Raw genomic sequence first — 25,268 nt, forward strand, 5'->3', positions numbered from 1 at the left:
TTGACGCAATGCCGCGGCGGCGACAAGATCGATCAAACTTCGGGTGCTGTTCGCAAGGAGCCGCCATGGATGTGATCGTATTGGGCGGCGGCCTGATGGGGACGGCTTCGGCCTATTTCCTCGCCAGGCGCGGCGCGCGCGTGACGCTGATCGAGCGCCACCGGGTCGGCAGTGGGGCGACCGTCGCCTCCTTCGGCAACATCCGGCGCACCGGGCGGCATATCTCCCAGCTTCCGCTTGCCCATCGCTCGCTCAGCCTGTGGGGCGAGGCGGAAAAAATGCTTGGCCGCGACGTGGAATTCCGCGCCACCGGCCACATCCGGCTGATCTTCGATGAGGGGGCCTCGCCGACATGCGGGCCTATGCTCAAGCCGCGCGGCCTTGGGGGCTTGAGCTGGAGGAACTCACCCCGCGCGAGATCCATGCCTGCTTTCCCGGCCTCGGCCCGGATGCGATTGCCGCGTCTTTCTCGCCGCATGACGGCAGCGGCAATCCGCGGCTGATCGCGCCGGCCTTCGCCGAAGCCGCCCGCAAGCTCGGCGCGGAAATCATCGAGGATGCCGAGGTCGAGAGGATCAGCCACACGGGTGGCGGCTTTCTTGTCGCCAGCTCAAAAGGCGCGTTCGCCGCCGAGTGCCTGCTCAACACCGCCGGCGCCTGGGGCGCGCGCATCGCGGCGCAGTTCGGAGAGGCGGTTCCGCTTGACGCCCGCGGCCCGCAGATGGGCGTCACCGAGCCGCTGCCGCATCGGATCCTGCCGGTGGTCGGCATCTGGACGCGCGACAAGGACTATGGCGCCTATCTGCGTCAGGTCGAGCGGGGCAACATCGTCTTCGGCGGCGCAGCCGAAAGAGTGTCGGTGGACCTGGATCCGGGCCATGCGAAGGCCGATCCCGCGCGCCTTCCGGTGCAATTGCGCGCCGTCGCGCGGCTCCTGCCGGCAATCGCGCAGGCCGCGGTCATCCGCACCTGGTCAGGCTGCGAGGGCTATGTGCGGGATATGCTGCCGGTGATCGGGCAATCGGCAACGACGCCAGGCCTGTTTCATGCCTTCGGCTTCTGCGGGCACGGCTTCCAGCTCGGACCGGGCGTGGGTGACGCCATGGCCGAACTCATCACGACCGGCCATTGCGAAACGCCGCTCGATGATTTCAGTATCGATCGCTTCAGCCGAGAAGCCTAACGAAACGAATCGATCGCGATTGGCCTCCTCGAGGTCACTAGCAATGACCGTTTTAGGAAACGCCAGAGCTTACTGCAGCGGCCGAGATTGAGCGCAAAGCCGACACGCCTTTGTGCACGTACGCCGCAGCCCTCGCGCCATTCGGGGCATCTCGCAATCTCGTCGCTCAAGCGAGACGGCTTTGATGCCCCCCGCCTGCCGCGGCCGTCGCCAGGACCCGAGCCCGACGATAGGCATCTGGGATCGACAGTGCCCACACGAACAACCCGAACGCATGTCGCCCGATGAACGATTGATCCGGGGTTGTCGTCATATAGCTGATCACTGAAAAGAAAAGCACGAAGAAAGCGAACGCCAGCCCGCGCCTTGGATCGCGTACGGCAAAATGACCGCCCCCGGGGCAGAGGATCGCCATGGCGAGGACCAGGTAAGGATTTATTGGTTTAGCCATCGGCGACCTCAGGCGGCTTCTTGGGTAGCGGTGATGGCGCCGCCCGCGGCCAGCGCCTCGCTCAGGGACTGCGCCTCCGCGACTGCCTTGCTGACGAGATCGGCGGAAATCGTGGTGACCGCAAAGCGGATCTGCCGCAGCAATAGGTGTGCGCCGCGCTCACCCTGGGCGGCCTGGCGGATGACCCGGGTACCGCGCGGCGAAATGACGGCTTCCTTAACGGCGGAATCGGCAAAGAGGTTACGGAAGATCGCTACCGCGCGCTCAACCTGGCAGGCAGTGGCGCGACCATCGCCGCGCATCAACACTGATGCGTCCATCTCTGGTGGCGCCATCCATTCAGGCAAGTCATGGACAAGCGAATAGTATTCAGCACCGGTCGGGCGGGCGAGCACGCCAATCGCTGGCCGGTTGCGTTCGTTGACTTCGCTGAGTGTCACCCGGAGCCAGAGCTGCGGCAGTCGACGTGTGACCATTGTGTCGGCAAGGAGTTCGATCCGCACCTGCCTGCCGTCCTCAAGGCGGCTGACAAGAATGGGAAAGTGATCGGGGGCGAAGCTGATCCGCGCATCGGGGAAAGACCTCGCCGCCTCGTCAAGAAGCCCCCTGCGTTTCGCGAGGGAGGCACGATGGTCGCTGATCGCGCGCTTGCCTATCCAGGCGCCAGCAGCAGCGATGAAAGCGGAAAGAGTGATGGTGATGATCATCGAGATCGCCTTGATGAGGACGTGGCGGCGGAAGAGCGCGCCGCCACGTCTGACAGGTTCAGTAACCGCGCGGCTTCGGCCAGGGCATGGTGAACTGGTCGCCCCGACGCACGAACCGATAGCGCCGGAAATGGAACCAGAGCGATGCCACAATGTAGAAGCACATCATCGCGCTGAGCTGCGTGCCGTAGCCAAGGAACACAGCGAAGTACGCGGCGGCGCACAGCGTCAGCAGGACGATCGTCGGCAGCGGGTGGAGCGGATGCACATAGCCGCGCTTGATCGTTTCGAGCGGCCATTTGCGCCGGAACATGACCATATTGAAGGTCATGAAGGTGTAGCCGAGCAAGCCCGAGAGGATCGAGAAGGTCACGACCTGGTCGAGCGGCGCGCCAAGCGCGAAAATGAGCGCGATGGGAACCAGGAACACGATCGATCGGTATGGCGTGCGATAGACTGGGTGCACCGCGCCGAACCAACTCGGCAGGTAGCGGTCGCGGCCCATCGAGAACCAGGCGCGCGAGGCGTCGTTGATGCATCCGTTCGCCGAGGCGAGCGTCGAAAACATCGTGCCTACGAAGAGAAGGACCATCAAGCCGACGTTGCCCGTGACGCGCGCGGCGTCAAAGAGCGGCGTGCCGGCCTGGCCGAGATATTCCCAAGGCAGGAGGCCGGAACAGACATACCAGGTCATGGTCGCGGCGATTAGCAGCGTCATGATGCCGGCCATGGTCCCGTAGGGCAGCGAACGCGCTGGCGATCGCACTTCTTCGGCGGCCTGGCAGGTTCCTTCGATGCCGAGATAGTACCACAAGCCGAAGTGCAACGCCGCGACGATGCCGATCCAGCCGTAGGGCAGCGGGGCCGAGGTGATCGCCGAAAAGTCCATCGCCACGGCTGAGGCGCCCAGTTGCACCGATACGAACAGCGCAATGATTGCCAGGAAGGCAATGGCGGTGATCACCAGATTGAAGGTCAGTGTGGCCAAGACACCGCGGAAGTTGAGCCATGCCAGGAACATGATGGAAAGGATGATGAACGGCTTCTGGTTGAGGCCGGTATGGCCCATCATCCCCGCGACCGTGTCGAGCAGGTAGCCGACGGTGATCGCGTTGGCGGCCTCGAGCATGGTGTAGGCCATGACAAGGAACAGGCCGACATTGAAGGCCATCAACGGCCCGACGATGTGCTTGGCTTGAGCGTACTGGCCGCCAGCGGCGGCAATGGTAGACGTCACTTCGGAATCGATCATCGCCACGCATGTGTAGAGCAGGCCTGCCACCCAGCAGGCGGCAAGTCCTGCGATCATGCCGCCTTTGCCGACAGAGAAGTTCCAGCCCATATATTCGCCGACCAGCACGATGCCGACGCCGAGAGCCCAGATATGGGCGGGGCCGAGCACGCGCAGGAGCTGAAGGCGCTCGGTTGCGGGTGCGGTTGCAGTCACGTTTGCCATTTCCGTCCCCTCAGATTTGGTGGCGCTCGGCCGTCACCTCGATCTCGCCTTCGCGGGATGAGGTCAGCAACTCGTTGTCGTAGGTGGTGTCGATGCGAATGAGGTTGATGAGCATCAGCGCACCGAACATGGCTGACAGGGCCCAGGCGACGTATTCGAGAATGTTCCAGATATCCATGATTGGCTCCCTATCGCCGCTTTGGATCGAAGCGTTCTTCGATCACTTCGCGATATTCCCTGTCGGAAAGCCGCACGACCAAAACAAAATAGCCAATGACCAGCACCGCCATGACGATCAGCGGGAGCCAGTTGAAGCTGTAATCGAAGCGCGCGGTGATGATGTCGTTCGCGGCAGCCGGGTCGGTAATTCCAATCGCCGCCCATTGCTTGGCCTCGGTCGGATTCTGACCGAGCGCTTCCCAGGTCGGGTTGGCGATCGGGTTGGGCGTTTTGGCTGCCCCGGCAAAGCCCAGGTAAAGCGGCAAATAGAGAGCGCCCACGGTCAGCACGAGCAGGGTAATGACGTCGAAGACCTGACCGGCGAGGCCCTGTTTGGGAGGTTGATATGCCATTTGCTAGCTCCTTAGCCCCGACGCCTGCGCATCTCGTCGAGATGCTTGATGTCAAGTCCGTAGATGAAGTGTTTGTCTTCGGCGTAGTGGCGCAGCATGGCGACTATGGCCGCCGTGTTGAAAACCAGCACCAACGCGCATGCGACCGACAGGATAACGCGCATGGCGGGGATTGAAATGAATGGCCAGACGCTGAACAGCGCGAACAAAAGTGTGCCCCATAGAACGACAACGAACGCCAACAGGCCTGCGCGGTCGCGAGCGTGCATTTTGTCGATGCGCTGATTGAGGCTGAATTCGCCAGCTCGACTATTGATTGTTGCTTCCATTGTTCTCCTCCGGACGGCCATTTTCGGCTTCGTTGCGCTTTTTCGTATGGGAAAATTAATTTCCCAACAGGAATATCCGGCAAAGTTAATTTCCTGTCAAGTGACGCGGTGCAGATAGTGGATGGCGTCGGTAAGGCAGAGATGTTCCTGAACAGATCTAACCCGGATATGGGGTTTGCATCCGCGCGCACGCGTTCGCGACACCTCAAACCAGATCGCGGGGCGAACGCATTTTTCGATCGCGGAACGCGACCGCCGGAAGCCTTGCCACTCGGGTTGCCTGGGTGGAAATTCAAGCCGTCGTCACGATCGACGATCGCTCGCTAGAGCAATTCCAGGAAAAGTGTGTAGCGGCTTTCCGTCCGGAATTGCTTGGGAAGCAATTTCTTTACCACCAGTTCTATCAAGCTGAATCGTTCCACGAATCAGTCGTAGATCGGGAATTGGCTGACCAGGTCGTGCACTTCCTCGCGCACGGCCGCCTCGATTGCGGCGTTGCCGGCCTCGCCATTGGCAGCCAACCCATCGATCACGCTCATCGTCAGGCGTCCGACCTGACGGAATTCTTCCGCGAGCAAGCCGCGTGTGGTGCATGCCGGGCTGCCTAGGCGGATGCCCGACGTCACCATCGGGCCCTGCGGGTCGAATGGGATGCCATTCTTGTTGCAGGTGATGTGAGCGCGACCGAGTGCGGCCTCAACAGACTTGCCAGTCAATCGTTTGCGCCGCAAGTCGACCAACATCAAATGCGTGTCGGTACCGCCCGAGACGATATCAACGCCCCCCTGAGCGAGGGTCTCGGAAAGGACCTTGGCATTGGCCACAACGTTTGCCGCATAGACCTTGAATTCGGGCGCCAGCGCCTCGCCGAAAGCGACTGCTTTTGCGGCGATTACGTGCATTAGCGGTCCCCCTTGGAGGCCGGGGAACACCGTCGAGTTGATCTTCTTGCCGATCTCGTCATCGTTGGATAGCACCATGCCGCCACGCGGGCCGCGTAGGGTCTTATGGGTGGTTGTGGTCACCACGTGGGCGTGCTCAAGAGGGTTGGGGTGGACGCCGCCAGCAACCAGGCCTGCAAAATGCGCCATGTCCACGAACAGCTTGGCGTCGACTTTGTCGGCGATCTCGCGAAAGGCACCGAAATCGATAATGCGCGGATAGGCGGAGCCGCCCGCAAGGATCACCTTGGGCCGATGCTTGCGTGCCAGATCGCGCACCTCATCGAGGTCGATGCGATGAGTATCGGGGCGAACCCCGTAGGAAACGACATTGAACCACTTGCCGGATTGGTTGACCGGCGCGCCGTGGGTGAGATGTCCGCCGGCGGCGAGGTTGAGACCCAGAAAGGTATCACCAGGCTGCATCAGCGCCATGAAAACCGATTGGTTGGCCTGGCTGCCAGAGTTCGGCTGGACGTTGGCGAACGAGCAGCCAAACAATGTCTTGGCGCGCTCGCGCGCCAGATCCTCGACCTCGTCCACGAATTGGCAGCCGCCATAGTACCGGCGGCCCGGATAGCCCTCTGCATATTTGTTGGTCAGCACCGAACCTTGTGCCTCGAGCACCGCCTTGGAGACGATATTTTCGGAAGCGATCAGCTCGATCTCGTCGCGCTGGCGTGTGAGTTCGCGCTTCATGGAGTCGCTGACGGCATGGTCTGTAGTGGCCACGCCGGCGCGGAAGAAACGGCCTGAGGCACCGGTGCCAAGCTTGGTCGATATGTTCATAAGCTCCTCCCTTGCGACGCGACGCTTGCGTCAAGATTGCTACTCACCCAGTCCAGCCAAGGCCGGTTGAAATGCAGTTGATCGAAAGCAAAAGCGCGTTGACCGCACGCTTTGGTTTTGCGGTGGAGCCGTCCTGTGCGCGGACCTCGCGCAAGAGCTGCACCTGCAATCGGTGTATGCCGTCCATCTGCGGCCTGATGCGATCGAAATGCTGCTTGAAGGCAGGGAAGCGCTGCGAGACCTTCAGACCGCCATGGACCTCGGCGATCATCTTTCGGGTCAGCAGATATTCGGTGGCGATCTTGCGGTAGATCCGTTCACCCACCTCGCGATCTTGGACCAGACCGGCATAGAGCCGGCCGATTTCCATGTCGGTCTGGTAAATTCCCTTGTCGACCTCATCGACGATGAGACGGAAGAAGCGCGAGCGCTCGAACATCTGTCTGAGCAGCTCCAATCCGGCGCTGCCGCGAACGTTGAGGAAGGAATTGAGCGCGCTGCCGATGCCGTACCAATTGGTCAGCAGATGCCGGTTTTGGCTCCACGCGAAAACCCAGGGGATGGCGCGCAGGTCGGAAATGTCGCGGGCCCCGAAGCGGCGGGCCGGACGCGATCCGATCTTGAGCAGCGACAGTTCCTCCACAGGACTCGCCTGATGGAAATAGTCGATAAAACCCGGCTCGTTGATAAGGCTCCAATAGGACGCCTGCGACATGCCGGTCAACGCCTCCAGAGCCTCGTTGAACTCGGGGATGTCCCTGAGCTCGGGTTCGTTGGCCGATTTGACGCTGTGGGCAAAAACGCTCGCGGCGAAGATTTCGAGCTGGTAACGCCCCGTGCCACGATTGGCGAATTTCGACGACACCACCTCGCCCTGCTCCGTCACGCGCATGGCTCCGCCGACCGTGCCGGCGGGCTGGGCGGCGATCGCGCGGCCCGTCGGCGCACCGCCCCGGCTGACCGAACCGCCACGGCCATGGAAAAAGCTGATCTTGATCTTCCGCTTCTGACCGAGGGCGTGGATACGTCTCTGCGTCTTGTTCAACTCCCAGTTCGAAGCGAGGAACCCGCCATCCTTGTTCGAGTCGGAATATCCCAGCATGACTTCCTGTCGGTTGGAGAAGTCGCTCAACGAACGGCGCACGATCGAGACGGCCAGCAGCCGGTCTAAAATGTCGGGGGCGGCACGCAGGTCGGCAATGGTCTCGAAAAGTGGCACGACACGCAGTCCGATTGTGCCGCTGCCGTCGAGCACGGTGGCCATGCCGCAAAACTGGCCGAGCAGATAGACCGCAAGCAAGTCATCGCAAGAGCGTGTCATACTCAGGATGAAGGCGCCCACAGCACCGCCGTTCAGTCCAGACGCGGCCCCGCGAATGACGTCGAACAGGTCAAGAAGCTCGCGCGCCTCCGCGGAGAGAGCGCCCCGGTCGATCCCAAGCTTCTCGCCAGTACTGAGGGCATTACGAATGCGCAGGCTCCATTGTGGCGTATCGGGCGCGGGCGCCTGATCCCCATCTGTAAGCCTGAAAAGCTCGGCCAGCACTCGATTGACGACCGTCGAGTTCTGGCGAATGTCCAATGCGACCGTGCGGAAGCCGAAGGTTTCGACCTGCTGGCGCAAGGGGCGGACGAAGCGCCGCGCAACGAGATTGCCACCCAATTTGGCAAGCACCGTTTCGAGGTGGCGCAGGTCGGTCTTGAACAACTCCGGGCGGGCATACGGCTTGGCCGCGGTCTCGCCGAGCATGGCCCGCAAGCGATCCAGCATCGCGGCCGCGAACTGCCGCAGCGGCTCTCCCGGATTGCGCGCCGCAATCTCGCGAGCCGCGCCGCTCCGATGCAGCGCCTGGGCCAGCGCCTTGTTGAAGTCTTCCGGGATGTCGACGACATTGGCGCTGACGCTTAGCACCGTGACCAGTCGGCGAACCTGCTGGATGTACCAGCCGATAATCGCCTGGCGCGATTCCTTGAGCGCGCAAGCGGTAGTGCTCGCAGTCACATTCGGATTGCCGTCACGGTCGCCGCCGATCCACGACGCGTAGCGCATGAAGGATGGCACTTTGAGATCGTATTTCGGGTAATGACAGGCGAGCGCTTCCTCGACGGCATCATAGATCTTCGGGGTCGCCTCGAAGATCACCTCGCGGAAAAAATGCAGGCCCCAAGCAATCTCACTTTCGACCGAGGGGCGTTCAAGCCGCAACTCACCCGACATCCACAGCAGCTCGATCTCGCTCCTGAGATCGTCGATCAATTGTTGATGCTCGCGCGGCGCCCACCGCTGCTGTTCGAGGTCGGTGAGCTTGCGATAGATGCGTCGGTGGATTTCGAGAACTGTGACTCGTTTTGCCTCGGTCGGGTGGGCGGTCATGGTTGGACCGACACTCAGTGTGTCGAGGGCGGTCTGGATCTCCTCGGCCGGGTAACCGGCGGCTTTTATTTCGCCGATGACGTTGGCGAAAGAGCCGATCACTTCGTCCGCGCCGCCCATCTGCTCAAGCTCGCGGCGTGAACGCATTGCCAGCAGTTCGTTCGCGATCGCGACAAGCTGAAACCATATCCCTGTCGCCTGCAGGGCCGGAATGCGCTGAGCGTCGGTGAGGGTGTCGAGGCTTGCACGCCCGGTCAGAACATCCCCCAGCCCGGGTTCCCGTGCGCTGACGACGGTCGTCAGGAGCCTGAAAAGCAGGCTCCTGACGTCCTCGTGACAGCTGAGTGGTCTGCTGTCGTTCAAAACGGCACCCATTCTTCCAAGCGTTGTCCCGAGCTCGCCGAATGAGGCGGATATCTCGGGATTCTCCATCTGGAAGCAGATAGACTTTCCGCCGTCTTGAAAACGCCCGGACGGGTAGATTTGCCGTTCGTTTGGGTGGGTCGGGGCACCGACCGGATGATGATCCGCAGGGCCGACCTGGGCGTCGAACCAGGCATGAATCACGATCTTGCCAACATTGGTCCAGCGCGTTTTGGCTCTGGACGTCAGTTAACTGTTATGCAAACATGTTGCCTTAAAGGAAAAAGCAACACGATTGAGCTGCGGTTCATATCCATAACCGCGCTAGCTCAGCGTGTTTCATAGGGGACCTCGGGAGGACTTGGACATGGATATGCACAAGGTGTTTCCGGATCTCTTTGAAGGGCATGCCCCGATCACCCTGCAGAACGCTTTTCACGAAGCGCTCGAGGCGCTCGAGGAATGGGGCGAGAAAGACGAAGAGCCGCTCGTTCCGATCCATGGCGTTGCCATACCGATCAGCAGCGTTTTCGTCAGAATGAGCGACTGCACCGATCTGATGCCGCTCAGAACACAAGGTGTTCTGGAAGCGATCATCGGCAGGGATCTGGTTCGCGCCTCAGAACGGATGCTTTATGCTGACGCAGCAAGGCTTGCGATGCCCCTATTTGCTGCGCGGGCAGACCCTGGCGCCCTACCCGCTTATCCCTGACACGAACGGACGAACCGCAGCACCCGGACTTTCCGTGGAGAGGGGCCAGCTGTCACGGATTGCTTCAAAGCCGCCCGGACAACTGTGAATAGCGCGAGGACCGAGTAGCCACCAGGCCGTCACGGCTGTCCCGCATAACGGATTGCCAAGGGCAGCAATGCAGGCCATGGCAAAACCCTTACGGCGAGTTCAAACGCGGCCTCGATTTTTCTCGCCGGCGTAGAGCGCCACAGCCATCGCCCGGTTGCGGACGTCAAGTTTGTCGTAGAGGTTCCTCAGGTGGTATTTGACTGTGTTCTCTGAGATTCCGGTCCGGGTGGCGATCTGCAGATTCGTCCAGCCGTCGGCCAGCACCGAAAGCAGTTCGCGTTCCCGTATCGTCAGCCGCGACATCGGCGTGTCGTTGATTTTCGAGACGTCCAGGTAGGGGATGCAAATCCGGCCATTGGCGACCGCGACCAAGGTGTCGAAGAGGACCGCTGGGTCGTCGAACTGGTAGCAGAACCCCTGGACGCCAAGGCGCACGCACTGCTTGAGGATGGCGATGTCGTGATCGTTGGAAAAGATCACGAGGCGCGCATGCAGGCTGCGCCGCTGCATCTCCGTCATGACAGCGCCGGCGTCCATATCCGACAATTTCCACCCGAGCACGGCGAGGTCGAACTGAGGAGTTGAGGCTGACGCCGCCCGGAGAAAAGCCTCACCGGCCTGGACGCTACCAACGAGATCGAAGCGGTCATCCCGCGAGATCATATCCCCAAGGGCAGCGACCACGAGCGGATTGCGCTCTCCAATCAAGATCCTGAATCTGCTCTTTTCGGGCATTGACTCCACCTAAGTCCCGACACATTGGCGCTGATCCTAGACTCGGCGGCATTCATGCGCGTTCCCGGCCTTCGTCGCTTGCGCCCTCTCCCTTGCAATCCCTACGCTGGCCGACCACTTTCCTGCTTCGACCACCTTTCGGCATTGATCCCCTATCGACCAGATCCGCGCCAGGATCTCCATTCATATCATGAATTTTATTTTCCTTCTAGTACAATCGGTCAGTTCGACGCACTGTTGGATTGGGCCTTCGCGAGGGATGAGCCGTGCGCGCGCTGCGGCCGGCACCGTCTCCGGCCCAGACGTCGAGCCCCCGCTCCAGCAATCACCCCCTTGTCGAGCGCGTGGATGTCTCGTCGATCATATCTCCGCGCGCCAGATTGATGAGGAAGGCGTCGGCTGCATGATTGAGAGCCTTGCTCCGTCAATCAGATGCCTGTTTTCGGCTCCGCCTGGACAATGCGGCGAGACGAAGTCGGACTCCGCCAGCACTGCCTCGATGGATGGAAGTTGCCGCGCAGACATCGGCGCGAACAGAGTTGGCTGAGCGGTAGCCTCGCATCGTTCAAGTGATGGCGAAGGCCGGCGCACGCCACCGATCGGAAGCAACGTCCTGCAAGCCTTCGTACCGGTTCTGCCTGGCGAGACGCGCTACAGGGCCGGCCATTTCTAGAGCGTTTCAGCGATTCATAGAATCGCCGAACCGCTCTAAGTATTTGTTTTTGCGCAATTCCGGACGGAAAACCGTTACACACTTTCCTGGAATTGCTCTAAGCATCCATGAGGACAACCAGAAGCCTGGGTGCCTGCGGTCGTCACGCGGCGGCGTGCCTGCTTCGCGACCGGGCAATCACTCTCATGCCCCTGGCGCCGCCAGTGGACACGGCTCGCTCAGTCCGGCCAAATGCCCGGCGACGTCGGAGCGCCGTCGTCATATCGGGACAGCCATTCCACGATCTTGGGGCGATTGGTGACAAAGCCCTTGTAGGTCGCAAGCTCGGTCGGCAGATCGCGGATAACGCGATGGAAGCGCCTGGCCCATTTCGGCACCGTCACCAGTTCGTCGAGCTTGATGAGATAGCAGCGGATGGGAAACACCAGGGCATTCGAGCGAGGGAGACGGAAGAAGGTCTGAAGCTCGACGCGCAAATGCATCATTTGCCCCATGTTCTCCAGCGTCAGGTCTTTCTTCATCACGCCCCATTTGTGATAGTTTTCGGGGCTTGTATCGAGCAGCGGATTGACCGTCATCGTCCAGTTCAGACGGCGCGCCGGCGAGCCCTGCTGCACGTTCAGGAGGAACTTCAAAGCGCGCTGGAAGATCCCCATCTCGTGCGCCTTCGGCACCGGGGCGTGCCATTCGAAGAAGTTCATGCCAATGTCGAAATCAAGGCTCCAGTCGGCCTGTGTCGTCACCATGCCGGCGTCCATCCACAGGTTGTCGTCGCGTTGGTCGAGCACCGCAAAGTCGCCCTGGGTCTGCCGCGTGACGTACTCCATCGGACCACAGGGCAATGTGGTCTCATCAAGGAAAGTGAACTTCTGCTCGATGCCCAGTGGGCAGTTGATCCAGTGCCATTTGGCGCCGTCGCGGCGCAGTTCGAAAAGCTCTGGATACTCTCCCGCCTTCGAGGTCATGATCAGCTCGAGCAGATCCCAGCCGGCCAAGGTCATGTGCGGCAGCGACTGGCAGCGCAACGGGTCTTCGGCAAGGACGCGGGCACGGTCGCGCATCTCCGAGACGTAGTGCTCATCGACGTCGAAAGTCCGCTCGTAGACGCTGCCCGGGCGGTATGATTTATGCGGCTCCAGGTTCACCGAGTACATGTAGCTGTCCTCGGGGAACGGGAAAGGGAAGCGCTTGACCGCCTCCGGCGAGTTGCGGAAGGTGAAATCGTCGTGGAAGGTTTCTTCCTTGAAGATGATAGTCATCGCAGCGTCCTCCTCGCTATCGATCCAACACCAGCGTTTTGCCTTCGAAGCGTGATACGCAAGGCATGATCTTGGTGCCGCTGGCACATTGCGTGGGCGTCAGCCAATGGTCCTTGTGCAGGAACGTTCCCTCATACTGGAGGACATCGGTCTCGCACTGACCGCAGGCTCCCCCGCGGCACAGATATGGCGCCTCGACACCGGCCGCTTCGATCGCTTCGAGCAGGCTTTGATGCTCGCCGACCCGGATCATCTTGTCCGAGCGCGCCAGCATGACCTCGAAGGGCTTGCCTGAGGCCGGCGCAAGGAACTCCTCATGATGGACCGCCTCGCGCGGCCATCCGAGCGCCGCCGCGGTCTTGCGCACCCAGTCGATCATGCCCTTGGGGCCGCAGACATAGACATGGGTGCCGAGCGGCTGCCCGTCGAGCAATGCCGGCAGGTCGATCAGCTCGCGTCGGTCGTCGTGGTAAAGATGAACCCGCGGACGATAGTTGGCCACAAGCTCGTCGGCGTAGGAGCCAAGGGACGCTGTCCGCACGGAGTAGTGCAGTTCGAAGTTGCCGTTCATGGCGCTTAGTTGCCTGATCTGCGCCAGGAACGGCGTGATGCCGATGCCTCCGGCAAGCAACAGGTGCTTTCGCGCCCGCAAATCCAGTGCGAAGAGATTGACCGGATTGGAGATGACCATTTCCATCCCCGGCCTCACCTGCCGATGCATGAACAACGAACCGCCTCTGCCATTGTCGTCGCGACGGATCGAGATCGAATAGCCCTCCCGGTCGGCCGGATCGCTCATGATCGAGTAGGGATTGCGGCGCACGCGATCCTGGTCGTTCATTTCCACGACCGTATGCGCGCCGCCCGAGAACGTAGGCATCAGGCCGCCGTCACGGCGCACGAACCTGAACCGGGTGACGAGCTCGTTGACCGGCGTGACCTCAGCCACCCTCACGGGTATTTTCGCGGCTCCTGCACTCATCTGAACCGCTCCACCGATTCCGGAATATTGCCGGGATCTTCCGCGTCGACGCGCACGCCCTGAAAGGCCGCTATGCGACGCGAATAGTGATCGCGCACGAACAGATGCAGCCCGCAATGGGCGCATTGGAAAGGATCGTGTGTCACGTCTTCGGTGATACCCTTGCAATGCACGCACTGCACACGGCGCGCGGTCGAGCCGCGATGCTCCGTCTGGATGGCGGAATGCGGGATGCCGGCCTCCGTGGCCTCGAACATCGCCTGTCCCACCAGCCCTTCAGTTCCCGCCAGATAGACCTGGAGGCCCATATGCGCCCCGGCCAGCACCCGCCTTAGCCGCGGAAGCGCGGCTTCGTAGCTCGGCCCGACATAGAGTTGGGCAGGGGCAAGTTCCTTCAGCCTTGGGACGAACTTGTCTCCAGATTTCTTGGGGGCATAGATGATATGAGTCGCGCCGAAGAAACCGGGGGGCGCGGCGGCGGCCAAATCGAGAATAGCCTCCGCACCTTCGGCATCGGCGACCATCAGATGCAGCCGCCCTGGCCGCACCTCCAGCACGCCATAGACGGGGCGGCTTGGAATCGAGCCTTCTAACACTGACTTTGACCCTCGGCTCCGTTTTGGTTCGGGCTTGCACCCTGTTTGCGATGTCTCACCGCGACTTATCCCTTGGCGGTGCGACGCTTCTTTTCCGCATCGAAGAACGGCATCGAATGGGCGACGCAGGAAATTTCGCCGGTCGAATTGCGAACGGTCATCTTCACTCCGTCGACCGCGCAATCAACCGGCATGCGGGCAATGCCGATATTGTGCCTGTTGAGACCGGAGTACATGCCGATCGTCACCACGCCGACCTTTTTGCCGTCCTTCAGCAACGGCGCGCCTTCCTCGGCCGGCGTCGTGCCTTCGAGCTTGACGCCATAGATCTTGAAGCGCTCCTTGCCCTTCAGCCGATAATGTTCCTCGGCGCCGCGGAAACCCACCTTGCCGGGAGAGACGGTGAAGTCGAGCCCGAGTTCCCACAGCGTGTCGCCGGGACCCTCGTTCTCGAACGGATATTTTTCCGAATTGTCGTATGGGAAGAACAACAGATAGCTTTCGGCCCGCAGCAGATCGAGCGTTGTGAACCGGCAGGGGATAATGCCCATGCCCGCGCCCTCCTCCAGGATCCGGTCCCAGATCGCGGGAGCGTCCTGGCCACGACAGAAGATCTCGTAGCCGCGCTCGCCCGTGTAGCCGGTGCGCGAAATCGTCACCGGCAGACCGAAGAGCGAGGTGTGCATATGGCTGAAGTAGTTCAGGTTCCGGATGCCTTCCACATGCTTCTGCAGGTAGTCGACGGCAAGCGGGCCCTGCAGCGACAGGTCGTGGAGATTGTCGTCGAAGCGGATGGCGACGTCACGCCCGGTAGCCGCCATCGTGAGCTGCTCATGGGCGCCGCCGGAGCCGTGCACGACCATCCAGCTGTTCGGCCCCATGCGGTAGATGACGCAGTCGTCGATGAACTTGCCGGCGTCGTTCAGCATTGTCGCGTAGACCGAACGGCCGGGCATGATCTTTTCGGCGTTGCGGGTCGTGGCGCGGTCGATGATGTGGCTGGCCGCAGGGCCGTTCAGGTGCACCTTCTTCAAGCCGGAAACGTCCATGAGGCCGGCCTTGGTGCGGATCGCCAGATATTCGCGCTCCGGATCGCCCGCATACTGCCAGGCGGTGCCCATGCCGCTCCAGTCTTCAAGCTTCGAACCAAGCGCGCGATGGCGATCGGCGAGCGTCGAAAATCTCCAGGAATTGGTCATTGCATTCCCCTTTTTTATACCAATTATTGAACCAGTTTGCGAGAACTGGTTCTTGAAATCAATACTCCCGTTAAAATTTTTTACCTGAGAGCAAAAATGACCAATCGAACATCGCGGCCAGGAAGAGCCGAAGGCCAACCGAAATGGAAAGCGAGACACTCGCGCGAAACAGACGGCGAAACGCCAGATTGGCGATCAGAATCAGCCGACCGCCAGAAGGGCGCGGTCATCGGCCGTGGCTTGCGCGGCCACCCAGAACCATCGCAAATGGATGCGAACTTTCGGATGTCGAAAGGAACGTCGCCGATGTCATCGAAACATGAGGCTGCCTTGGCACTAATCGCGGATCATTCAATCACCGCCACGGTTCGTGTCGTGGTGGACACGCTGCTGGCGCGAATAAGCTCTCAGCGATACACCACCGACGAGCGGCTGCCCTCGGAGCGGACATTGGCCAGTGAACTTGGCGTCGCCCGGAACACGGTTCGCGAAGCGCTGGACATACTCGAGAAACATGGCTTCATACGCCGGCGTGCCGGGAGCGGCAGCTTCGTGAAGGGTCAGGCGGCCCCGGATGACGCGACCGGAGGTGTCGCCGCCGAGACGAGCCCGCTCGACCTCCTGGTGATGCGCGGAATAATCGAACCCGACATGATGAGGCTCGCCATCATCAACATGTCGCCGCGCGCCATCGAGGGACTGAGCGAGACCTTGTCCGCCATGGAAGGGGTTCAAACCGAAGCGGCGGAGTTCGCCCGGCTCGAGGATGAATTCCACCGTCAGGTAGCCCGCGGCGCGGGAAATCCGCTGCTGACGTCATGCTACGATCTGTTGCTCCAGGCTCGCCGCCAGAGCTTCCGTGCCGCCCTCAACCGGCGGCATCTGACGCCCAGGCGAATACAGGACTACCAGCGCCGCTACAACACGCTGCTCAACGCGATCATCGCCCGGGATATCGAGAGCGCGGTCGAATTCACCAAGTTGCTATTGATCGAGGAACAGAAGCTGCTTCTGCAGGAAGACTGAGCCTCGGTCAGTCCGATCCGGCAGCGATGCGCAGCTCTCCGGAGGCGCTGGAATGGCGCTGATCCCACATCAGCCCAAGCGCGCGCATTTCGTCGCGCAACCGCGCGCCGTGCCTTTGCAGCCAAGCCGGGACCGACCCAAAGGCTACAATACGCGCCTGGCCATCCGTAATGCGCACGACCGGCCAGTCGCCGATCAGGGCGTTGTCATTCCCGAACAGTTCCGAGCCCGCCCATTGCGCCATCCCGAACGCATGTTCGCCGAGCCCGCCATGCTTCATCGCTGCGAGAACGGAGACAGGCGCTGCCGTTCCAGCTTTCTCGACCGCCGCATGCCAAAGGTCGAGCGTGGCAACGTATTCCCAGGAAACCGCGCTCCAGCTGTCCGGGAAACGCCGGTTGTACTCCGCGAAGAACGCGGCTGGACGATTGAAGAAGAAGGCCTTGTCGCGAAGCTCCGGATCGTCGAAGTCCGGGAACTGGAACAGAAAGCCCTCCATGAAATCCACCGATGTCCGGTCGACCAGCCGCCGATAATAGTCGGCAGTGCAAGAAATGATCTGCCCCCGAAATCCCGCCCGGAAAGCGGCCTCGGTCAGCGCGTGAACCATTGGCTCATAGCTCGTGCACCAACACAAAATGTCGGGATTGCCGACCAGCATTGCGCGCAGAATTTCGTCGGCGTTCGTGGCCTCCGGCGCGTAGCGGACCTCGCCCACCGACGCGATCCCCTCGGCCGCAAAGGCGGCGCGATAGGTAGCCAGCGAAGGCAGACCCAGCGCATCCGTCTGGCTGCACATCGCCACGCGCCTCAGGTCGGGGCGGTTGCGTGCAAGCCATTCGACTGCCGTGACGTTGTAGAGGGGGTGGATCTCGCTGGGCGCGATCAGATACGGCGTGTCGGGCGAAAGATCGCTCGGCAGCAGCGTCGAGGTCAGGATCTTGCGCGACATGAGATAGTCCTGGACCGGACGGAACGTATCGCCTCCGTGCATCATCAGCAGCCCTACCCCGTGATCCTGCACGAGGCGCCGAGCCCCTACCGCTGCCCGATCGGGTTCATAGCCGCAGTCCTCGGCCAGCAGTTGGACGTTGTGCCGCGTCCCGCCGATGAGCATTCCGCCGGTGCGATTGATCCAGTCCACCCAGATGCGGCAGCCGTTCAATCCCGGCAGCCCCCAAGAGCTGACAGGCCCGCTGAGCGGCCCGAGAAAGCCTACTTTAACCACTCGATGTGCGCCGACGCCCAGCCGTTTGACCTGGGCGTTCACTGCAAGTCGTTGCACTAGGCTGGCGGCGTTCATGGCGCGCTCCTCACCGACCGTTCATAGACCGAGGCCAATTCCGGCGCAAATTCATTTTCCTTCCATGAATATTAGTTGACAAGCTTGTCGTTTCGATCATAACTGGTTTGAACCAAAAGAACCAATCTCGCAAAAACCGGTTCAGACCAATGGGAGAATCATGATGAAGAAACGGATTGCCGTCATCGGTGCCGGCCCGTCCGGCTTGGCTCAGTTGCGCGCCTTTGCGTCCGCAGCGCAGAAGGGCGCCGAGATTCCCGAAATCGTCTGCTTCGAAAAGCAGAAGAATTGGGGAGGGTTGTGGAACTACACCTGGCGCACGGGCCTGGACGAATTCGGCGAGCCGGTGCATGGCTCGATGTATCGCTATCTGTGGTCCAACGGCCCGAAGGAAGGTCTCGAGTTCGCCGACTACTCCTTCGAGGAGCACTTCGGCAAGCAGATTGCCTCCTATCCGCCCCGGGCCGTGTTGTTCGACTACATCGAAGGGCGCGTGAATAAGGCCGGCGTTCGCCCGTGGATCCGTTTTTCCACGGTTGTCAGGTATGTGACCTGGAGCGCCGAGACCCGCAAGTTTAGCGTGCGCGTGCACGATCTTCCCCATGACCGATCCTACTCGGAAGAGTTCGACCACGTGATCGTCGCGTCGGGCCATTTCTCGACTCCGAACGTGCCGGAATTCCCCGGCTTCGAGACGTTCAATGGCCGTATCCTCCATGCTCACGACTTCCGCGACGCACGAGAATTCGTCGGTCAGGACATACTGATCATCGGCACCAGCTACTCGGCCGAGGATATCGGTTCCCAGTGCTGGAAGTACGGTTGCAAGTCGGTCACGGTCAGCCACCGCACGGAGGCGATGGGCTTCAAATGGCCGGCTAACTGGAAAGAGGTACCTCTGCTGACCAAGGTCGAGGGTAACGTCGCAACCTTCAAGGATGGTTCGACGGCGACCGTCAACGCGATCATCCTGTGTACCGGCTACAAGCACCATTTCCCGTTCATGTCGGACGACTTGCGGCTACGCACCGCGAACAGGCTGGCCACGGCTGACCTCTACAAGGGTGTCGTCTATGTCCACAATCCGGCGCTGTTCTATCTCGGCATGCAGGACCAGTGGTATACCTTCAACATGTTCGATGCGCAGGCCTGGTGGGCGCGCGACGTTATCCTCGGCAGGATCAAGCTGCCTGCGTCCAAGAACGAGCTGATCGCCGATGTCGAGAAGCGGGTGGCGGCCGAGGATGCCGGCGAGGACAGCTATGACGCGATCCGCTACCAGGGCAGCTACATCAAGGAGCTGATCGCCGAGACCGACTATCCAAGCTTTGATGTCGACGGTGCCGACGAAGCATTCTTCCAATGGAAGAAGCACAAGATCAAGGACATCATGGGCTTCCGCAACAACAGCTACAAATCGGTCATGACCGGCACCATGGCGCCGCAGCATCACACGCCGTGGAAAGACGCGCTGGACGATACAATGCAGAGTTATCTGCGCAACTGAGCTCGCGTTGCCCAGCGACTTTTCCAGAAGCCCTGCGGACCGTTCGCTTCCCTTGCCGCGTTTGGAGCAGTTCCGGGCAGATGACGAGACGGGTCCTGTTCAGCAGCACGCTGAGCAGGGCAAAAACGAGGAGGAGCCAGGATGCTGACTACACAGACCGCGCAAAGGTCGTTCAGTTTCTACCTCTTGCCTGGCTTCTCGCTTCAGGCGTTCTCTTGCGCGGTAGAAGTGCTGCGGTTGGCCAACGAAGCTATCGGGAAAAACATCTACAGCTGGCAAGTCATATCTGAAGACGGGCAACCCGTGATGTCGAGCTGCCGAACGACCGTCGGCATCGACTCCACGTTGAGAGACGAACGCGAAAGAACCCAAAAATCGAACTCGACGTCTGCCGCGGTGATTTGCGGCGGCAGCGCCATCCCCCGCCCTAACAAGCAGCTCGATGCCTGGCTAAGGGAATGCCGCATGCGCCGCATCCCCCTCGTTTGCATCGGCAGCGGCACCCTCGTTGTGGCGCGGGCTGGATTGGCGGACGGGCGCCGGTGCGCCGTTCACTGGGAGCAGCTTCCGTTGTTCTGCGAGCAGTTTCCGGGGATAGAATCCACCCAGACAGCCTTTGAACATGACGGAGATCTGCATACCTGCTCGGGTGGGGACGCGCCTTTCGACATGTTCCTGAACCTGGTGGAACGTGACCATGGCTCGGTCATCGTCAACCGCGTCTGCGAAAAAGCCATCGCCTACCGACTGCGTTCCGCGGGGGAGCGACAGCGCCTGCCCCTCCATTCTCGTGTCAAGCTCAACCACAAGGCAGTGATGAAGGTCATTGGCCTGATGGAGGCAAGCTTGGATGATCCTATGCCGGTCGATGATCTTGTCGCGTTAAGCGGAATATCGCGCCGGCAGATCGAAAGGCTTTTCGACAGAGAGTTGGGGCGCTCCCCGAACCGATACTACATGGAACTGCGTCTGGAGCGGGCGCAGCTGCTTCTTGTGAGCACCAACTTGCCGGTCGTGGAAGTTGCGGTGGCCTGCGGCTTTATCTCGCCGTCGCACTTTTCCAAGGTCTATCGCGAAGCCTACGGGTGCGCTCCGCATCAGACACGACTGGCCGCCCGTGCGGACGGGCACGCCGATCTGATGGACCCGGCGCTGCTGGGACTGAACTGCACCGAAGTATCCCAACACAGGTTGTCGATGACCGCGTAGCCGACGAAGCGGCTGAGCCCCAGCCTCAGCGAGGAGGTAACGATGCTGAACACGATCTACCCTCCCGTCCGCGGTGGACCGCCGCAGGCGAGCCGCATCATCCGTCCCGCAGGATTGACCTTGCCGGCCGGCACCGAGCGCTACAACGTTAGCGGCGCCGGAGCGATGTTGATCGACATTGCGGCAGGCGACAGCATCACCGTAACGAATGATGAGGGCGGCCAGATCTGCGAGGTCGTCGTGGCCGACGCGTCGGGCCGCATCGACGCCGGCATGGTCGACCATGGTCCGAACTCGGATGCTGCGGGTTTGAAGGCGCTGCTGACCAATCAGGACCCTAGCCTGCAGCGGCTGCGCAAGGCGCTGGAGATCCGTGGCATCGACCTCGCCGCGGCGGGCGGAATTCGCTTCTTCGAAGCGACAACGCCACCGAAGACCAAAGTCGAGCTGACCGTCCAGCGCGGCGGCTGGCTCGTCATCGCCGCGCCGGGAACCGACATGACGCCGGACGACCAGAAGACTGCGACGCCGCTGAGCGTCCTTGTGCGGCGCGCGACGGTGGGCTTGCGTGAGACCTCCCGGGATTTGCCAGATCCGCTTGCCGATCCGGTTCTCGACCTTCGCGTGCGCTCGTCGACGGCAGAGGCCTATTTCGTCAAAGCCGGGGACTATATTCAGATCATCGATGTCGACGGACGCCAGTGCACCGATTTCCAGTGCTTCTCGGCGCGCAAATTGGACAACGGAAAGGAGCATGCACTCGACGTCACCGCCACGCGCAGCGCGATGGGGCATGCCTATCCGCTGCCTGGCCTGCATTCGAAGTACTATGATCAGGACTTCCTGCCGCTGGTCGAGGTCGTGCAGGACACTTGCGGTCGCCACGACGCCTTCTCGCTGGCGTGCTATGCGAAATATTACGACGATATCGGCTATCCCGGCCATATCAACTGCACGGAAAACTTCAACAAGGCGCTCGGCTCATACGGCGTCGGTCCGCGCGGCGGCTGGATGGCGGCCAACTTCTTCTTCAACACCGGGGTCGACGCGCATGGCGTCATGTATGCCGACGAGCCGTGGTCGCGGCCGGGCGACTACGTGCTCTTGCGGGCGCTGACCGACCTCGTCTGCGTCAACTCGGCCTGCCCTGACGACACGACGGCGGCCAATGGCTGGAATCCGACCGACATCCATGTGCGCACCTATTCAGGGGCAGAGAAATTCCAACGCGCCGTGGCGATCCGCGCCACTCCCGATTCGGAGCCGAAGATGACCAAGGAAACCGGGTTTCACGACCGCCTGTCCAAGCTGACCCGCAACTTCGTGGAATATCGCGGCTACTGGCTGGCAAACAGCTACGCACAAGCCGGGCCGATCGAGGAGTACTGGGCTTGCCGGCAGAAGTCGGTGCTGATGGACCTTTCCGCCCTGCGCAAGTTCGAGGTGACGGGACCGGATTCGGAAGCGCTGCTCCAGTACACGCTGACGCGTGACGTGAAGAAGCTGGCGGTCGGCCAGATCGTTTACACCGCCATGTGCTACGAGCATGGCGGTATGATTGACGACGGCACGTTGTTCCGTCTCGGCCAGGACAATTTCCGATGGGTCGGCGGCGACGACTATTCGGGCATATGGCTGCGCGAACAGGCGGAAAAGCTCGGCCTCAACGTCCTGGTCCGCAGTTCCACCGACCAATTGCACAACATTGCCGTGCAAGGACCGGAAAGCCGTGAGCTGCTGAAGAAGGTGATCTGGACGCCGCCGCATCAGCCGTCGGTCGCCGAACTCGGCTGGTTCCGTTTCGCCGTTGGCCGCATCGGTGATGACCAGGGCCTACCTGTTGTGCTGTCGCGGACCGGCTACACGGGCGAGCTGGGCTACGAGGTCTGGTGCCACCCCAGGCACGCGGGCGAGGTCTTCGACGCTATCTGGGCCGAGGGGCCGGCACACGGATTGACGCCCATGGGCCTGGCCGCCCTCGATATGGTTCGGATCGAGGCCGGATTGATCTTCGCCGGCTATGACTTCTCTGATCAGACCGACCCGTTCGAGGCGGGCATCGGCTTCACCGTGCCGCTCAAATCCAAGGCCGATGATTTCATCGGGCGCGACGCGCTGATCCGGCGCAAGGAGCATCCATCGCGCAAGATGGTCGGGCTTGACATCGAAGGGGCCGTCGCAGTCGGCCATGGCGACTGCATCCATCTTGGGCGCGCGCAGATCGGCGAGGTCACATCGTCAACGCGTTCGCCGATCCTCGGCAAGAACATTGCGTTGGCGCGCATCGACGTGGCCCATGCCGATGTCGGCGCGCATGTCGAGATCGGCAAGCTCGACGGCCACCAGAAGCGTCTGCCGGCCATGATCGTCCCGCTATCGCACTATGATCCCAAGAAAACTCGTCTGCAGTCCTGACGCATATGGAACCAGTAGCAGCCAAGGAAACTCTTCTTGCGCAGATCGGCGGCGAAACGGTTTTGCGCGGTCTGGTCGACTGCTTCTACGACCTGATCGAGACCGATCCTCGCGGAGAGCCGTTGCTGCGACTGCATTTTCGCGGACACGGCCTCGACCATGCCCGCGAGGAACAGTTCAACTTTCTGTGCGGCTTTCTCGGCGGGCCTCGTCACTATCTGGAAAAGCACGGGCACATGGATGTCCGTCTCATGCACGCGCATGTGCCGATCTCGGCCGGCGACGCCGAGGACTGGCTGGCTCTGATGGATCGAGCCATCGCCGAAATGCGGCTTTCTGGCCCGCAGGTAGACAAGATGCGCCTGGCATTCCGCCGAGTCGCACTGACGCTGGTCAACGATCTAGGGGAATGGGGGTGGGAAGCGCCTGACGATGGTGGATCGTCAACGTCTTTTACTGAAATGAAAAAGAACATGCCTGATAGGAAACAAAATAACCGGCAAAGGAAAGCCGGATCGCAGGAACACTCAACCTCTAACAATGGGAAAAAGCCATGAGCGCTTTATCTGACACTTACGCGGTGGGAGCCGCGGGGCAGTTGCATAGGAGCATTGACTGGCGAGGCGCCTTCTGGGTGGCAAGCGGCGTCCCCGCCCTCGTTCTGTTTTCGATCGGCGGCATTGCTGGAACGACTGGCAAGCTGGCCTTCCTGATTTGGACCGTGTCCATGATCATGGGTTTCCTGCAGTCGTTCACATACGCCGAAATCGCCGGTCTGTTTCCCAACAAGTCCGGCGGCGCCTCGGTCTATGGCGCAACCGCCTGGCTGCGTTATTCGAAATTCATCGCGCCATTGTCGGTGTGGTGCAACTGGTTCGCCTGGTCGCCGGTGCTGTCGCTCGGCTGTTCCATCGCCGCCGCCTACATCCTCAACGCGCTGGCGCCAATTCCGGTCTTCACCGAGACCTCTCCGCAGGTGGTTGCCTACATCGGGACCCATGCCGGCACGAGCGCGGCCGACGCCATCGCGGCGGTGACGGCTGCCGCAACGCCTGCTATCCGCAGTTGGTCTCTCTTCACCCACACGCTTGGGCCTGTCAGTTTCTCATTGAACGCGACATTCTTCATCGGCGCGCTGCTGATGCTGATCATCTTCGCCATCCAGCATCGCGGCATCCTCGGCACCGCCAGTGTGCAGAAATATATCGGCCTGCTCGTCATCATCCCGATGCTGATCGTCGGCGTGGTGCCGATCTTCACCGGCCAGATCGACTGGGCGAATTTCTCGCCTCTGGTCCCGCTGGCCGCCGCCTACGCGCCCGATCCAGGCTCATGGAACATCGCCGGATGGACGCTGGCGCTCGGCGGCATGTTCATCGCCGCCTGGTCGACCTACGGCTTCGAGACCGCGGTCTGCTACACCTCGGAGTTCAAGAACCCCGGCACCGACACCTTCAAGGCGATCTTCTATTCCGGCCTGCTCTGCATGCTTCTGTTCATCCTGGTGCCCTTCACCTTCCAGGGCGTGCTTGGCCTCAACGGCATGCTGGCAACGCCAATCGTGGATGGCTCGGGCGTCGCCGATGCGTTGGCCAGCATGGTCGGCGGCGGTAACCTGATCCACAGCCTGCTGGTGATGCTGATGATCCTGGCGCTGGTGCTCTGCATCATGACAGCGATGGCCGGCTCCTCGCGCACGCTCTACCAGGGCTCCGTCGACGGTTGGCTGCCGCGCTATCTGAGCCACGTCAACGAGCACGGCGCGCCTACCCGGGCGATGTGGACCGACCTTTGCTTCAACCTTATCGTGCTGGCCATCGCCTCGGCCGACGCGACCAGCTTCTTCTTCATCCTCGCGGTGTCGAACTGCGGCTACATCATCTTCAACTTCCTCAACCTCAACGCCGGCTGGATCCACCGGATCGACAACGGCCATATCGAGCGGCCCTGGAAGGCGCCGACCTGGCTACTGGGGATCGGGGCGATCTTCGCCTATGTCAACGCCATCTTCATGGGTGCCGGTGCCAAGGTCTGGAATCCGATGGCGCTGTGGGCCGGCCTGATAACCGCGGCACTGATCCTCCCGGTATTCTGCTTCCGGCACTACATTCAGGACGGCGGTAAGTTCCCCGATCACATGCTGGACGATCTCGGCATGAAATCCACCGATCTCAGAGCCAAGAAAGCCGGACTTCTGCCTTACGCGACGCTGGCGGCTGGCCTTATCGTGGTGCTGATCGCCAACCGGATCTTCGTACTGTGATCGGCGACAGCCTGATCATCTTTGAACCGGGAAACGTCCCCTCCTCCCGGCCGCGTTGAACCGCGGTTGCTTAGTCACCGCCTGCAAGGCCAGGCGGTGACTTTTCTTTGACCCGTGAAAGGCCTGGCGTAGCT

At 61.3% G+C, this 25,268-nt stretch carries 21 protein-coding genes and 2 pseudogenes; 8 read left to right on the plus strand and 15 right to left on the minus strand.

Annotated features, from left to right (window positions below):
• Positions 1–65: 65 nt before the first annotated feature.
• Positions 66–1,183: pseudogene (locus tag EJ067_RS08215) on the plus strand (FAD-binding oxidoreductase).
• Between the two features lie 166 nt (positions 1,184–1,349).
• Here the strand turns inward: EJ067_RS08215 and EJ067_RS35165 are convergent.
• The 8 genes from EJ067_RS35165 to EJ067_RS08255 form a co-directional block, all read right to left on the minus strand.
• Positions 1,350–1,634 (minus strand): hypothetical protein, encoded by a 285-nt coding sequence (locus tag EJ067_RS35165; protein WP_126085511.1) that lies wholly within the window; start codon positions 1,632–1,634, stop codon positions 1,350–1,352.
• A gap of 8 nt (positions 1,635–1,642) precedes the next feature.
• Positions 1,643–2,341 (minus strand): hypothetical protein, encoded by a 699-nt coding sequence (locus EJ067_RS08225; RefSeq protein ID WP_126085512.1) that lies wholly within the window; start codon positions 2,339–2,341, stop codon positions 1,643–1,645.
• A 58-nt stretch (positions 2,342–2,399) separates the two neighbouring features.
• Positions 2,400–3,797: an amino acid permease gene (locus EJ067_RS08230; protein ID WP_126085513.1), complete on the minus strand. Its 1,398-nt coding sequence runs from the start codon at positions 3,795–3,797 to the stop codon at positions 2,400–2,402.
• A 10-nt stretch (positions 3,798–3,807) separates the two neighbouring features.
• Positions 3,808–3,975 carry a hypothetical protein gene (locus tag EJ067_RS08235; protein ID WP_168247624.1) on the minus strand — a complete coding sequence of 56 codons (168 nt, stop codon included), beginning with the start codon at positions 3,973–3,975 and terminating at the stop codon, positions 3,808–3,810.
• A gap of 10 nt (positions 3,976–3,985) precedes the next feature.
• The gene (locus tag EJ067_RS08240; protein WP_126085514.1) at positions 3,986–4,369 is read right to left on the minus strand and encodes a hypothetical protein; all 384 of its coding nucleotides are present in this window, start codon (positions 4,367–4,369) and stop codon (positions 3,986–3,988) included.
• 11 nt (positions 4,370–4,380) lie between these two features.
• A complete protein-coding gene (locus EJ067_RS08245; RefSeq protein WP_126085515.1) occupies positions 4,381–4,698 on the minus strand; it encodes a hypothetical protein in 318 nt (105 codons plus the stop codon).
• A gap of 425 nt (positions 4,699–5,123) precedes the next feature.
• Entirely contained in the window at positions 5,124–6,428 is a 1,305-nt protein-coding gene (glyA, locus tag EJ067_RS08250; RefSeq protein WP_126085516.1) for a serine hydroxymethyltransferase, read from the minus strand.
• Positions 6,429–6,471: 43 nt separating this feature from the next.
• A complete protein-coding gene (locus EJ067_RS08255) occupies positions 6,472–9,369 on the minus strand; it encodes a phosphoenolpyruvate carboxylase (RefSeq protein ID WP_245468214.1) in 2,898 nt (965 codons plus the stop codon).
• Between the two features lie 163 nt (positions 9,370–9,532).
• Between EJ067_RS08255 and EJ067_RS08260 the strand changes: the two genes are divergently transcribed.
• A complete protein-coding gene (locus EJ067_RS08260; RefSeq protein WP_126085517.1) occupies positions 9,533–9,877 on the plus strand; it encodes a hypothetical protein in 345 nt (114 codons plus the stop codon).
• Between the two features lie 189 nt (positions 9,878–10,066).
• Here EJ067_RS08260 and EJ067_RS08265 read toward each other — a convergent pair whose 3' ends face one another.
• The 6 genes and pseudogenes from EJ067_RS08265 to EJ067_RS08290 form a co-directional block, all read right to left on the minus strand.
• Positions 10,067–10,702: a response regulator transcription factor gene (locus EJ067_RS08265; protein WP_126085518.1), complete on the minus strand. Its 636-nt coding sequence runs from the start codon at positions 10,700–10,702 to the stop codon at positions 10,067–10,069.
• Positions 10,703–11,048: 346 nt separating this feature from the next.
• Positions 11,049–11,221 (minus strand): annotated as a pseudogene (locus EJ067_RS08270) (NAD(P)-dependent oxidoreductase); the annotation flags it as partial.
• 372 nt (positions 11,222–11,593) lie between these two features.
• Entirely contained in the window at positions 11,594–12,634 is a 1,041-nt protein-coding gene (locus tag EJ067_RS08275) for a DUF3445 domain-containing protein (RefSeq protein ID WP_126085519.1), read from the minus strand.
• Positions 12,635–12,650: 16 nt separating this feature from the next.
• Positions 12,651–13,616 (minus strand): PDR/VanB family oxidoreductase, encoded by a 966-nt coding sequence (locus EJ067_RS08280; protein ID WP_126085520.1) that lies wholly within the window; start codon positions 13,614–13,616, stop codon positions 12,651–12,653.
• Entirely contained in the window at positions 13,613–14,212 is a 600-nt protein-coding gene (locus tag EJ067_RS08285; RefSeq protein WP_126085521.1) for a dimethylamine monooxygenase subunit DmmA family protein, read from the minus strand. The genes EJ067_RS08280 and EJ067_RS08285 overlap by 4 nt, the downstream gene beginning before the upstream one ends.
• 65 nt (positions 14,213–14,277) lie before the next feature.
• Positions 14,278–15,411, minus strand: coding sequence for an aminomethyltransferase family protein (locus EJ067_RS08290; protein WP_126085522.1), 1,134 nt, complete (start codon positions 15,409–15,411; stop codon positions 14,278–14,280).
• Positions 15,412–15,507: 96 nt separating this feature from the next.
• Between EJ067_RS08290 and EJ067_RS08295 the strand changes: the two genes are divergently transcribed.
• Complete coding sequence (locus EJ067_RS08295; RefSeq protein ID WP_210211687.1) at positions 15,508–16,437, plus strand: FCD domain-containing protein; 930 nt, start codon at positions 15,508–15,510, stop codon at positions 16,435–16,437.
• Positions 16,438–16,444: 7 nt separating this feature from the next.
• Here EJ067_RS08295 and EJ067_RS08300 read toward each other — a convergent pair whose 3' ends face one another.
• Complete coding sequence (locus tag EJ067_RS08300) at positions 16,445–17,740, minus strand: ABC transporter substrate-binding protein (protein ID WP_126085523.1); 1,296 nt, start codon at positions 17,738–17,740, stop codon at positions 16,445–16,447.
• Positions 17,741–17,903: 163 nt separating this feature from the next.
• On the opposite strand from EJ067_RS08300, the gene EJ067_RS08305 reads away from it, so the two are divergent.
• The 5 genes from EJ067_RS08305 (at position 17,904) to EJ067_RS08325 (ending at position 25,134) form a co-directional block, all read left to right on the plus strand.
• A complete protein-coding gene (locus EJ067_RS08305; protein WP_189510723.1) occupies positions 17,904–19,247 on the plus strand; it encodes an NAD(P)/FAD-dependent oxidoreductase in 1,344 nt (447 codons plus the stop codon).
• A gap of 141 nt (positions 19,248–19,388) precedes the next feature.
• Positions 19,389–20,456: a GlxA family transcriptional regulator gene (locus EJ067_RS08310; RefSeq protein WP_126085525.1), complete on the plus strand. Its 1,068-nt coding sequence runs from the start codon at positions 19,389–19,391 to the stop codon at positions 20,454–20,456.
• A gap of 42 nt (positions 20,457–20,498) precedes the next feature.
• Positions 20,499–22,871, plus strand: coding sequence for an aminomethyltransferase family protein (locus EJ067_RS08315; protein ID WP_126085526.1), 2,373 nt, complete (start codon positions 20,499–20,501; stop codon positions 22,869–22,871).
• 5 nt (positions 22,872–22,876) lie between these two features.
• A complete protein-coding gene (locus tag EJ067_RS08320) occupies positions 22,877–23,428 on the plus strand; it encodes a group II truncated hemoglobin (protein WP_126085527.1) in 552 nt (183 codons plus the stop codon).
• Positions 23,425–25,134, plus strand: a complete 1,710-nt coding sequence (locus EJ067_RS08325; protein ID WP_126085528.1) for an APC family permease — start codon at positions 23,425–23,427, stop codon at positions 25,132–25,134. The genes EJ067_RS08320 and EJ067_RS08325 overlap by 4 nt, the downstream gene beginning before the upstream one ends.
• Positions 25,135–25,268: the final 134 nt, after the last annotated feature.

It is taken from the genome of Mesorhizobium sp. M1D.F.Ca.ET.043.01.1.1 (assembly GCF_003952385.1).
GTDB lineage: Bacteria > Pseudomonadota > Alphaproteobacteria > Rhizobiales > Rhizobiaceae > Mesorhizobium.